Here is a 12,348-nt window from a genome sequence, read left to right as displayed (position 1 = left end):
TATTGAGATTTATTACAATCGGGTCAGAAGGCATTCTGCAAATGGTTGGTTAAGCCCAGAAGCTTTTGAACAGAAATATTTTAAGAATTTAGAGGGATCGGTTGTCCACAATACTGTCTAGGATCAGGTTATTCGTCTGAATATTCATGTTTTTTGTGAAATAGTTCAATGAATAGCATAGATCTGTTGGGGATATTTCAGAAAATAATGATAAGTGGTTGATCTTATTTTAAATTCACATGTTATTTTGATATTGCTGAAATTTAGGAGGCAGTGCTATGAATAGGGTCTGTAGCTATACATGCGCTATGTTAATGGCAGGGATACAGCTTCCAGCAATTGCAAGTTTTTTTGATTCATCTGGTTTTGAACATTTGGATGATAATTTACTTGCGCTGGTGTCAGGACAGGATCGTTCATTTCAAACAAAAACAGATTTATATTGGGCTGATACATTACAAAGAATGACGCCGCAGGGTTTCCCAGTAGCTGCACAGAGTAATCAGGAGAGTTTGAGATTATTTAATAGTGTATTTAAGTTTAATGAAAAAGGGCAGTTAACCTTACAGATCAATCAGGATGTAGTATCGATTGGTGTGATTGAATGTTCTTTAAGTATTCACGGTCTCTCAGAAGTCGGAAAAACCCTTGGTGATCAAATCAAGTTTAATTAAGTTTTGCCGATAAAAAAACGCCCCGAAGGGCGTTTTTTTATCAACTCAATTATGCAGATTTAGCTTCTTTTACAGAGGCTAACATCGAACCAGTTTCTTCAAAGTTTGCATGCCAGCTCAACGCTTCATTTAGAAGGTGAGGTGTCTGACCACCACGTACACATGCACGATCAAAGTAGTCATTTAATGCATCTTTGTACATTGGATGTACACAGTTGTCGATGATGGCACGAGCACGCTCACGTGGCGCTAAACCACGAAGATCTGCCAGACCCTGTTCAGTTACAAGCACATCTACATCATGGCCAGTATGGTCAACATGAGATGCCATTGGAACAACAGATGAGATGTCACCGCCTTTGGCAATTGACTTGGTTACGAAGATCGCAATGTGTGCATTACGCGCGAAGTCACCTGAACCGCCGATACCGTTCATCATTTTGCTACCACATACGTGAGTAGAGTTCACGTTACCGTAGATATCAAACTCAAGTGCAGTGTTAATACCGATAATACCTAAACGACGTACCAGTTCAGGATGGTTAGAAATTTCTTGCGGACGTAATACAAGTTTATCTTTGTATTGCTCAAGATTGTTAAATACTTTCTCGCCGTATTTTGCAGAAAGGGTAATTGATGAGCCTGAAGCAAATTTCATTTTACCCGCATCGATCAATTCGAAAGTACAGTCTTGCAGTACTTCTGAGTACATGATCAGGTCTTCAAAATTAGAGTCTTTCAGACCAGTCAATACGGCATTTGCAATTGAACCGATACCGGCCTGAAGTGGGCCTAAGTTTTTCGGTAAACGTTCTGCTGCTACTTCTTTTTCGAAGAAAGCAATCAGGTGATTTGCGATAGATTGAGTCTCATCATCCGGAGCTGTTACTGTAGATGGAGAATCATGGTATTCACTATTAATTACGATACCGACAATTTTCGCCGGATCGATGTTGATTGCATGTGTACCGATACGCTCATCTACTTTAGTCAATGGAATCGCTTGACGTGTTGGACGATAGGTCGGGATATAGATGTCGTGTAAGCCTTCAAAAGCTGGGCTTAAGTTTGTATTGATTTCTACAATCACTTTTTCTGCAAAAATTGCAAAGCTTGCAGAGTTACCAACTGAAGTTGTAGGAATAATGCCGCCGTCTTCAGTAATCGCAACCGCTTCAATCACTGCTACATCTGGTTTTTTCAGCTGCTGGTTACGCATCTGTTCAACAGTTTCAGACAAATGCTGATCGATGAACATCACTTCACCCTTGTTGATTGCTTTACGCAGGGTGTTGTCGACCTGGAATGGCAAACGACGTGCCAATACACCAGCTTCTGTTAATTGCTTGTCCAGGTCATTCCCTAGAGAAGCCCCAGTGATGAGGGTGATCTTTAATGGGTTCGCTTTTGCCTGCTGTACCAGCGCCAGTGGAACCGCTTTTGCTTCACCTGCACGAGTGAAGCCACTCATACCTACAGTCATGCCATCTTCGATGAACTGAGCTGCCTGTTCTGCACTCATTACCTTATTGTGTAGGGATGCTAAACGGATACGGTCTAAAGACATTTGAACTCTCTTAAATTCCTGAATACTGATACGGATTGTACCGATCAAAAAAAGTATTTTGCATAGGTGTTAGGCTAAGGTCTAATTTTTTAGCCAAATAGTGGTATAAAAATAAATGATGATTTTTAACATATTGAATAATATATTATTTATATAAATAATATATTAAATCCTAAAAATCAAATGTATAAATATTAATCTATTATTAAAAGTGACCAGTAATACTTTGTCGGATTTTGTCGAGCGTGGTCGGGGTCGCAGTCTGTTCTGGTTCCGCTTGATGAATTGGTAGTGAAATGATGGCTTCCAATCCACCTTCAGGTCCATTATGAATGTATAGTTCACCAGAATGAATATCGACAATCCGTTTTACAATGGCCAGTCCCAAGCCACTACCCTGAACAGTACGAGCCGAATTACCTCGTACAAAAGGCTGCATGAGATCTTCAATTTGATCCTCTGGAATGCCTTCACCATGATCAGCCACTTTGATTAACAGTCGATCCTGTTCAATCTGGGCCGAGAGTTCGACTGGTTCGGCACCATAGCGTTTTGAGTTATTAATCAAGTTACCAATCAATCGCTTAAGCGACATACTGCGGGCTTGGATCAGTGGTAATTCCTGAGGCGTAAAGTGGATATCAAGCGGCTTAAACTGGGTAACCAGTTCTTGTAGTAGGGTATTGACATTGGTTTCTTGTGGCTCTTCATCGGAACCATCGCGCATAAAGGAAATAAACTGATTTAAAATTGCATCCATGTCCTCGACATCATAAATCAGACCTTCTTTGAGGAAATCTTCGTCTGGCATCATCTCGGCACTCAGGCGGATACGGGTCAGAGGCGTGCGTAAATCATGTGAAATACCAGCAAGCATAATCCGGCGTTCACGCTCGGTCTGTTCTAGCGTATAGATCATGTGGTTAAAGGCATTGTTCACTTGACGGATTTCAAGAGGCCCATGATTGGTATCCAGATAGGGTGCAGAACCAGTTGCACTATAGCTATTCGCGGCTTCCTGTAAGCGACGTAGCGGACGATTCAGCTGACGGACCAAAGTCAGAATAATAATGCCAGCAATCAATGGCGTACCCAGTAACCAGCCAAAAATTAGTTCAGGGCTATAGTTAGCATAGGTTTTTAAAGGTTCACGAACCCAATGACCATTCATTTCAGGCGTTTGAATCCAGATCTGGGGGCTAGGCTTAAACTGGAAATATACAGTTGCTCGGTCAATACGTAATTCTTTTGCCAGCTTTTCCTCAATTTTACTGGTAAAAAATTCGGCAATCACCTTTTCACGAATATTGGGATACTGTGCAGGGTCGGTAATATACTCAATCCCGATACGGCTTTTTAAATAATCATCGATATCTACTTCCTGATCATGATGATACAGGCGCAGGCTAGGATTATTTAGGATTTCCAGTTCAACAGCGAGATAGCGGGCATGTTGCTGAATTTCCGGCAAATAGAGAGTTCGCCAGAAAAACCAGATCGACATCACCAGACTGAACAGGACCACAAAAACCACAAGTACCGCGGTTCGCATTGCGGCAGAACGTGGCTTGATTTTGTCGAGAAAACGTTCCATACGGGTACGTTTCTTTTCCGAGTAATGGACAAAATCAGTAAATTCTTGTGGGTCGATGGGGTCGAGTTTCACTGCACAATCCTGTGTTATGACTTCAGCAAATGATTAGAATTCTTTCATAAATAATTTTTTAATTACTATAAAGAAAGTTCCCTCTCCTTATAGGAGACTTGCGGAGCATGCTCCTCAGAGAGAGGTTTACTCAAAAATCACCTCATCCTCTTACGAAGTAATGCATATCACATCCAAATTAAACCATTTGGAATTTAGATGAGGCTTGAAACCTTCGGTTATACCTCCTTTTGTTTTGGCAAAAGTAGGCAAAACCATTTTTCATTCGCAAAACTCGTCAAAATACATTACGTCATCAAGTGGTCGCAGAAACATTAGAGATGAATACCTCCTACCTCAAACAGTTGCGAATGAATTTGTCACGTAATTCAAAATCAGAAAGGTATATACAGACAACTCATCTTATTTTTCTGATACGAAAAAATTACTCCGCACCATCTGGAACAAAAACATAACCTACGCCCCAAACCGTCTGGATATAACGCGCACGTGCTGGATTTTCCTCTACCAGACGACGCAGGCGAGACACTTGCACATCAATCGAACGTTCCATTGCACCCCATTCACGACCACGTGCCAGATTCATCAGCTTGTCACGTGTTAACGGTTCACGTGGATGCTGTACTAAGGCTTTCAATACAGCAAATTCACCTGTTGTGAGGGTTACCACCTGACCTTCGCGAGTCAAGGTGCGGGTAGAAAGATCAAGTGACCATGGGCCAAAGCTGACCACTTCCATTTGCTGGCTTGGCGCACCTGGTACTTCACGCACCTGACGACGTAATATAGCACGGATACGTGCTAATAACTCATTTGGATTAAATGGTTTAGGTAGATAGTCATCCGCACCGGCTTCAAGTCCTGCGATACGGTCCGAGTCGCTACCACGTGCTGTCAGCATGATGATTGGTGTATCGATATTGGACTGGCGTAAACGACGACAGATACTCAGACCATCCTCAACAGGGAGCATAAAGTCGAGCACGATCAGAGAAAACAGTTCTCGCTGCAGCAGTCGGTCCATTTGAGTAGCATCATGCGCAGTCTTGACCACAAAACCCTTATCTTCTAAAAAGCGTTGCAGCAAGGTGCGTAAACGGACATCGTCATCGACAACCAGAATGCGTTCTACCCGATCGGTTTCGGTATGTACTGCATCGGTTTTTTCAGCGGGTACAACTAAACTCATAAGGTGCTCCTTTATTCTTTATTGTCGTCTTAAACAAAAACTAATAGATGTCTTGAGTATACGATTCATTTATAGCGATTGACTATGCTCTAAAGCAACAAAAATTGCAGTTAAAATCAAGGGATGGATACCAAATATATACAGGTAAATGATAAAAGTTTCGCAAATATGAGGCAGTCATCGCCTGGATCTAAACGTCATTCTTCAAATATTGAACAACACTGTCATAATTCATAAAGATAAATTAATAAAAACAATTGTGGATTTTATAGACCTGGTCTTTATAATCATGCCATTTAGTACTTATCCTTGTGGGATCAAACACGATGACTGACTTAGTTCAGCAGTTGGCAAAAGAACTTGCCGTACGTCCAACTCAAGTAGAAGCTGCCATCAAACTTATTGATGAAGGTGCCAGTGTTCCATTTATTGCACGTTACCGTAAAGAAGTAACGCAGGGCTTAGACGATACGCAACTACGCCAGCTCGATACGCGTTTATCATACTTGCGTGATTTGTATGAGCGCCGTGAAAAGGTGATTGAATCACTCAAAGAACAAGATAAATTATCTGATGATTTATTAGCGCGGGTAAATGCGGCAGAAACCAAAAATGCATTAGAAGAAATTTACGCGCCGTACCGTCCAAAACGTACCAGTAAATCATTCAAAGCCAAAGAAGCTGGTCTTGGTCCGATTGCAGAAAAAATCTTTGCTGAAGCGGTTGATCCTGCCGAAGCACTTGCGGGCTTTAGCCATGAAGATTATCCAGATCAAGAAAGCCAGTTGGATGCGATCCAGCACATCCTGATCGATGACTGGGCACAGAACATTGCGCTGACCACTGAGCTGAAAGCGACATTTGCAAAAACTGCCATTTTAAAAAGTTTGGTTGCTTCTGATGAGAAAAAAGAAGTTGGCAAGAAATTCCGTGATTACTTCGATTTCTCTGAAAACCTGAACAAAGTTCCTTCGCATCGTTTGTTGGCAATGCTGCGTGGCCGTCAGGAAAATGTCCTGGGCCTGAAAGTGGATGGCGAAGACGATGTTCCATTGGCACGTATTGAAACCGAATATAATCTGGATGCCATTCAGCCCCAGTCTCGTCAGGATTTCCTGAAACAGACTGCGAAACTGTTCTGGCTGGGTAAAGTCCGCCCGACGATTGAGCATTCTTTATTGACTGAAAAACGTCTGGCTGCTGAATCTGAAGCAATGAACGTATTTGCAGAAAACTTACGTCACTTACTGCTTTCTGCACCTGCTGGCGCGCGTACGACGCTGGGCGTTGACCCGGGTATCCGTACAGGTGTGAAACTGGCAGTCGTGAATGAATCTGGCGATGTTCTAGCACATAGCACCATTTATCCATTTGCTCCAAAAGATGATAAAGAAGGTTCACTGACCGAGCTGACACGTTTATGCCGTGAGTTCAATGTCGACCTGATTGCGATTGGGAATGGTACGGCAAGCCGTGAAACTGAAGCGCTAGTAGCTGAAATGATGGCAGCAAACAGCGACCTGAAACTGACCCGTGTTTCTGTGTCTGAAGCAGGCGCTTCTGTTTATTCTGCTTCTGAATTGGCTTCTCAAGAACTTCCAGAGCTGGATGTATCGATCCGTGGTGCGGTTTCGATTGCACGCCGTTTACAGGATCCATTGGCTGAACTGGTGAAAATCGATCCAAAATCGATTGGTGTAGGTCAGTATCAACATGATGTGAATCAGACTGGTCTGGCGAAAACCCTTGAAGCAGTGGTAGAGGACTGTGTGAACTCGGTGGGTGTTGATGTCAATACGGCATCTTCTGCGATTTTGGGTTATATCGCCGGTCTGAATAAATCGATTGCACAGCAAATTGTCGATTTCCGTAAGGAAAATGGCCGTTTTGATAACCGTCAGTCGTTGAAAAAAGTGCCACGTTTAGGCGAGCGTACTTTTGAGCAGGCTGCAGGTTTCTTACGTATTCAAAATGGTTCTGAGCCACTGGACGCTTCTGCAGTACACCCTGAATCATATGCTTTGGTCAGCAAAATTGTTGAAGCGAAAGCAACAACGGTAAAAGACATTATTGGCAATACTGAAATCATTCGCCAGGTAAATCCTGAAGACTTTGTGGATGATAAATTTGGTCTACCAACGATTCAAGACGTATTGAGCGAACTGGAAAAACCGGGTCGTGATCCACGTCCAGAATTCCGTACCGCCAAGTTCCGTGATGATATTACCGAAGTGGCACAATTGACTGAAGGCATGCAGCTGGAAGGCGTAGTGACCAACGTGACTAACTTCGGCGCATTTGTCGATGTCGGTGTCCATCAAGACGGCTTAGTGCATATTTCTGAACTGGCTAATGAATTTGTCGCTGATCCGCATAAAGTAGTAAAACCAGGTCAAATCGTGCAAGTGCGTGTTTTGAATGTGGATGCTGAACGTAACCGCGTGAATTTGTCGATGCGTCCTGAAGGTTCGACAGCCCCAGCGAAAGCACCACGTCAGCCACGCCGTGAAAACAATGAAGCACGTGGTGAACGTAAGCCTCAAGGCAAACGTCCACAGCAATCACGTCCGCAAGGTGAGCGTCCTCAGGGCAAGAAACCGCAAGCGGCTAAACCACAAGAGCAAAAAATTGGTGGTTTGGGTGCGTTGTTATTACAAGCTGGGATTAAAGGTTCCAAGTAATCGTTAATTACTAATAAAAAACCTCCCAAATGGGAGGTTTTTTATGTCTGATTTTTATGAATTGATCATCGGAACAATCCAGCTAGTGATGATCAGCAAAATACCCAGATGCCCCAGTTTTCGTGTCACATAAACCAGTTTCGATGGTGGCTGTTCCAGTCGTTTTGCATATTCTTCCATGCTAATTCCAGACTTACCTTTACTGGTATATAAAAACACCCCCAAGTCGATACAGATCAGAATCGTACCAATATCGGCCACCAGTTCCATCAGCTCAAATTGCTGGGTATATAGCGACATGCCAACGCTATAGATCAGATAAAGACCAAAGGCAATACAGGCATATTGCAGGACCACTAAAAACTTCTGCATAAATCTCAACAGCTCAAAAAATTAAGGCAATTATACAAATAATCGGGCAGCTGCGCCCAATTACAAGGCTTGCATCAGGTCGGCAAAATTTTGTTTCTCGACCAGCTCCAGAAATTCATCGCCCAGACGCTGACTTTCAGCAATACATTGCTTCCAGAGCTGAATCCGCTGGGTTTGATCCAAGCCTTTTAGCGTAAAATCTTTACGGTCTGGCAAACGGCCTAAAGGTAAACTTTGCAAATATTCTGGCGATGGAGATATGAGCAAAGTTCGTGCCTGATTTTCCGGATTTGAGGTGCGTTTAAATAACTTGTCAAACCAGCCTGGCGTAATGCTGTCAGTAAAATGCGGATACAGTACAATGCCTTTGCTCTGGAAGGGCAGGTCAATGTGATAGTCAATTAAACCACCATCGCGGTAATAACCTTGCGGTGCATCCGGAATATTGTTCACCGCTGCCATCACCCCCGGAATAGATGCTGAAGCCATTAGCCAGGACAGGACACTCTGTTCAGTCAGGGCATGATAATGCGTGGTAAATCCATCTTCAGCGATTTTAAACTGTTCACCCATATTCGGTTGGCTGATGACCCTTTGCATAAAATGACGGCTGTGCTTGCGTGCAACTGCGGTCGTCCCAACAATTCCGGCTACAGAAGCCAGTAAAGGTAAGGCCTTGTCACTCTGGAAAATGTGTTGGGCTTTAATCGACAACACGGTCAGATGATAATCTGGATGATTAACTAGCTCAGCCTCTTTGCCTTGGACCAGGTCGAATAACATGCCGCGGCAGACTTCGCTCACTTCCAAACGTGTCATTTTCTTATGAAAGTAAAGGTTGGTATACAGTTCAGCTAGGCGTTCGGTTCCTAGTTTAGCACCATGAGCAGCAATACTGGCAAAACGCCAGCTGCCAATGGAGGAACCCACCAGGGTTCTACGCTGAGGAGCACGTGGGAGAAAATCACCAAAAATTGCCTGATCCAACCCCTGAATACCGATACCTTTCGGGCCCCCTGCAGCCCCAGGAACAATATCCACCTGTTCGGGTTGTAAACCTTCTTTCAGAATCAGCTCACGTGCCAAGTGCCCGGCACGGATTTTCAGGGCAGGGGCATGTTTTTGTAAAATCTGCATAGAGGTTTAACCTATATTCGACCAGTGAGGGCTTATTTTAAGCGTTGTGCCTTTGGACCCAATGGCAAGATGTGCCCTAAGGTGACTTTAGAGTCATATGACATTCAGCAAATAAAAAAAGCCTGAACAAATCAGGCTTTTTTGAACTAGAAACCGTGGTATTGAATTCCGATAGATGCCAGTCCATAGCGTTTATCTAAACGAGATGCTGTGACACCGTTATACAGAAAAGGTACATAGCCAACGAGGTTGTTTTGGAACAGTTGACCTTGCAGATAGCCTGTCAGCTTTGGAGTAAAATCATAACTAAACTTGGCACCAAAAGTATGGTTATCCTTGATCGGTGAGTTTCCAAAATTGCTGATTCGGTCATCAATATCCTTGCGCCATAAACGTTGGTATTGATAAGCGAGCTGACTTTCGAATTGACGGTAACGCCAGTTCCATGAGCCGCCTAGAGAAGCATAATAGCTGTCATAGTTGAGGTCTTTTTGAATATCAACTCCGAAGTCTCGGGCATCACCTTCTACAATGACTGTAAAAAGCTCATCACATTGTGGAGTACTGATCGCAGTATATTGATTATTAGAAGATACGGTGACATTTGCTGCGCACCCATTCATCCCTAATTTCTCATGGGTTGCTTGAAATTTGAGTTGTTCAACAGAAACTTTGCTGTAGCCGACACCTGTAAATAAATTAATCTGATTCATGAAATCAATTTGATGGGAAAAGATACCATCTAACTGAAACTGTAAATCTTTAATATCTTTAACCTGAATATCCTGTAAGGGAGTAGTAAAACCACTTACACTGGTTGCACCCGATTTTTTAAGATTGTCGGAAATATTACTCCATGCACTCAGCTTTAAATCAAACGCAGATTTAGAGGTTTGTAAAGTTGCAGGACTAAAAGTTAAAGCTAAATATGGAGTTTGAATTTCGTTTGTATCTTTCCCATATTCAATTTCACGATGCCAATATGCACCTTCAATATTAAATAATGGTGAGATTTGATAGTCAGCTTTCAGATGAAACCCTTTATAGTCGCCTGCATCCCCACTTACGCCTTCTGAAGCTCGAATGTCAAAGATATCTACAGTATCATTGACCATATCGATACCAGCACTAAAAGAAGCTTTAGTATCTTTTTTTGCTAATGACTTTGCTTGTGTAAATAAATGATCTGTAGTGGCTAGAGCTACAGTACTAAAAGTTGATGCACAAACAAAAATATAAAATATTTTTTTCACTATTTTAATCACCAAGTGAATTGTTAAAAAAGCCAGTGTGTAACACTGGCTTAAATCACTAAGATACTATTCTTAATTTGTCACTTTAAAGTGACTAACGAAGCTAGCAGATTTAGCTGGTTTAGAATTTAATCCTAGGTCTTTGCTAATATTAAAATTAGACAAATCAACACTAGCATTGATCATAATAGCATCGCCTTCTGCGATTAAGTTCTTATATTTTGAATAGGCATTTCGTCCCAATGTACTTTGATTTAATGCTTCGACTAAATTAATTGTACCATTTTGTACATTAAGGGTAATGTCTTGGTTGGCACTTAAACTAACATTATTAATGTCTGAAAGATTAGATGAAACCTTAATCGCTTTTTGAGCAGGAATAGTGAAGTTTTTAATCGTACCTACTGCATTAAAAGTCACTTTTACTTCTGTAAATTCCAAGTTTAGAGTTTTATTGATAGTGCCGCGAGTAGCTGTAATATTCATTTCAATATTAGCATTATCAGAGTCATTATCTTTTGCATTTAACAAACCAAATTGAAGGACTGCTAGGCTATCTAACTCTGATTTCTTCACCTTAAGTGGATTTGCTGATGATGAAGCTAATAATGAAGAAATATTAAATCCTGCAAATTTAAAACTGCTAATTTCTTTTGTAACAACCGGATCTACAGGATCGGTAGGATCGGTAGGATCGGTAGGATCGGTAGGATCGGTAGGATCAGTAGGATCAGTAGGATCAGTAGGATCAGTAGGATCAGTAGGATCAGTAGGAGTTACCGGCTCTGGAATTGCATCTTTGATTTTATCTAGAGTTTCTGGTGTTTTCTCAAGGTAGTTAACTAGGCCATCTCCAGAACCTAATGTAGATAGATCAATATTATTCAGGAGCGTAGCAATATTGCCGACACTTAATGAAATAGCTGCTGTATCAATATTGCTTACTTCTTTTTGAGCTTCAATTAATGTCTTATCAAGAATATCAAGATTGAATTCTTGATCATCATTGATAAGGGATTGTTCTTTTAAAACATTTCCTAATGCTTGTGCAGCAATCTCAAGTGCATTTTTACTTGGATCTGCTGATTCAATTGAATCTTCGATCTGAGTTAGTAATTGTTGAATTAAAAAGACTGTAGCAAGCTGTTGCGCTGTACCTTTCTGTACAGGGTCAAACGTACTTACATTTTCATTAGGATTAAAGCCTAGGTTTTCGAGAACTTTTTTAAAGTCTTCAGGCTTTAAGATGGCTTCTAAAGTAGTTAAAGGGCTTGCAACAATATTGGCATTTTCAAAATTATTTTTTTTAACTTTCAAAGTACCAGTAAATTCTTTATTCGTAACAATGTCTTGGCCACCTGTGATAGTTAAAGCAGAGGCTTGACAATCCTGGGTGGTAACAAATTGGAATTTACCTTGTTCATTTGTGATAACTGTCTTTCCATTACAATCATCTAAAGTAACTGTGGCATCTTTAAGATAAAAGTCTACAGCTACCCCATCTACAGTCTTTGAAGAAAACCCCGGATTTGATGAACCACCCCCACCGCCGCCACACGCTGCCAATAATGAAGTTGCAATAGACCTCTTTCATAAATCATTTTTTGCTCAGTTCCAAGTTGTAGATTCCAGCGATTAAATTGAATCTCAAACCAAGCCTTTTACCTCTATTTCGATAACGTTCAGCAAGGATTTTGAAGGTTTTCAGGCTGCCAAATACATGCTCAATTCCGATTCTTCTTTTATTGATTTCTTGATTATAGATTTTCAATTCAGGATCCAATTTACAGTGTCTTTTGGCTTTTAATG

At 41.6% G+C, this 12,348-nt stretch carries 10 protein-coding genes and 1 pseudogene; 3 read left to right on the top strand and 8 right to left on the bottom strand.

From position 1 onward, the window contains the following. Both C3420_RS15340 and C3420_RS15335 read left to right on the top strand, forming a co-directional pair. Window positions 1–121 (top strand): annotated as a pseudogene (locus C3420_RS15340) (IS3 family transposase); the annotation flags it as partial. A gap of 193 nt (window positions 122–314) precedes the next feature. Further along, window positions 315–674, top strand: a complete 360-nt coding sequence (locus tag C3420_RS15335; RefSeq protein ID WP_228152976.1) for a hypothetical protein — start codon at window positions 315–317, stop codon at window positions 672–674. A gap of 49 nt (window positions 675–723) precedes the next feature. Here the strand turns inward: C3420_RS15335 and C3420_RS15330 are convergent, their stop codons facing one another. The 3 genes from C3420_RS15330 to ompR all read right to left on the bottom strand — a co-directional run bounded on the left by C3420_RS15330 (window position 724) and on the right by ompR (window position 5,096). Then, the gene (locus C3420_RS15330; protein ID WP_004890531.1) at window positions 724–2,241 is read right to left on the bottom strand and encodes an acetyl-CoA hydrolase/transferase family protein; all 1,518 of its coding nucleotides are present in this window, start codon (window positions 2,239–2,241) and stop codon (window positions 724–726) included. 205 nt (window positions 2,242–2,446) lie between these two features. Next, window positions 2,447–3,907 (bottom strand): ATP-binding protein, encoded by a 1,461-nt coding sequence (locus C3420_RS15325; RefSeq protein WP_103800934.1) that lies wholly within the window; start codon window positions 3,905–3,907, stop codon window positions 2,447–2,449. Window positions 3,908–4,331: 424 nt separating this feature from the next. Further along, window positions 4,332–5,096, bottom strand: a complete 765-nt coding sequence (gene ompR / locus C3420_RS15320; protein ID WP_004890528.1) for a two-component system response regulator OmpR — start codon at window positions 5,094–5,096, stop codon at window positions 4,332–4,334. Between the two features lie 326 nt (window positions 5,097–5,422). Between ompR and C3420_RS15315 the strand changes: the two genes are divergently transcribed. Beyond that, window positions 5,423–7,777: a Tex family protein gene (locus C3420_RS15315; RefSeq protein ID WP_103800933.1), complete on the top strand. Its 2,355-nt coding sequence runs from the start codon at window positions 5,423–5,425 to the stop codon at window positions 7,775–7,777. Between the two features lie 54 nt (window positions 7,778–7,831). Here C3420_RS15315 and C3420_RS15310 read toward each other — a convergent pair whose 3' ends face one another. The 5 genes from C3420_RS15310 to C3420_RS17290 all read right to left on the bottom strand — a co-directional run. Further along, window positions 7,832–8,149 (bottom strand): hypothetical protein, encoded by a 318-nt coding sequence (locus tag C3420_RS15310; RefSeq protein WP_004890522.1) that lies wholly within the window; start codon window positions 8,147–8,149, stop codon window positions 7,832–7,834. A 60-nt stretch (window positions 8,150–8,209) separates the two neighbouring features. Further along, window positions 8,210–9,286 (bottom strand): patatin-like phospholipase family protein, encoded by a 1,077-nt coding sequence (locus C3420_RS15305; RefSeq protein WP_103800932.1) that lies wholly within the window; start codon window positions 9,284–9,286, stop codon window positions 8,210–8,212. 146 nt (window positions 9,287–9,432) lie between these two features. Then, window positions 9,433–10,539, bottom strand: a complete 1,107-nt coding sequence (locus C3420_RS15300) for a hypothetical protein (RefSeq protein ID WP_103800931.1) — start codon at window positions 10,537–10,539, stop codon at window positions 9,433–9,435. Between the two features lie 72 nt (window positions 10,540–10,611). Further along, complete coding sequence (locus tag C3420_RS15295) at window positions 10,612–12,105, bottom strand: hypothetical protein (RefSeq protein WP_103800930.1); 1,494 nt, start codon at window positions 12,103–12,105, stop codon at window positions 10,612–10,614. 31 nt (window positions 12,106–12,136) lie between these two features. Continuing rightward, a partial coding sequence (locus tag C3420_RS17290; protein ID WP_146048148.1) for a transposase occupies window positions 12,137–12,348 on the bottom strand: 212 nt, incomplete at its 5' end.

Origin of the sequence: Acinetobacter sp. ACNIH3, assembly GCF_002918965.1 — a bacterium.
GTDB classification, from domain to species: Bacteria; Pseudomonadota; Gammaproteobacteria; order Pseudomonadales; family Moraxellaceae; genus Acinetobacter; species Acinetobacter schindleri.
Note: the sequence above shows the minus strand (reverse complement) of the source record. Positions and strands in the feature narration are given on the sequence as shown.

Excerpts from the sequence above, each read along its gene's own strand:
- C3420_RS15315 (WP_103800933.1), top strand. The coding sequence starts at position 5,423 with ATGACTGACTTAGTTCAGCAGTTGGCAAAAGAACTTGCCGTACGTCCA.
- ompR (WP_004890528.1), bottom strand. The coding sequence starts at position 5,096 with ATGAGTTTAGTTGTACCCGCTGAAAAAACCGATGCAGTACATACCGAA.
- C3420_RS15310 (WP_004890522.1), bottom strand. The coding sequence starts at position 8,149 with ATGCAGAAGTTTTTAGTGGTCCTGCAATATGCCTGTATTGCCTTTGGT.
- C3420_RS15330 (WP_004890531.1), bottom strand. The coding sequence starts at position 2,241 with ATGTCTTTAGACCGTATCCGTTTAGCATCCCTACACAATAAGGTAATG.
- C3420_RS15335 (WP_228152976.1), top strand. The coding sequence starts at position 315 with ATGGCAGGGATACAGCTTCCAGCAATTGCAAGTTTTTTTGATTCATCT.
- C3420_RS15305 (WP_103800932.1), bottom strand. The coding sequence starts at position 9,286 with ATGCAGATTTTACAAAAACATGCCCCTGCCCTGAAAATCCGTGCCGGG.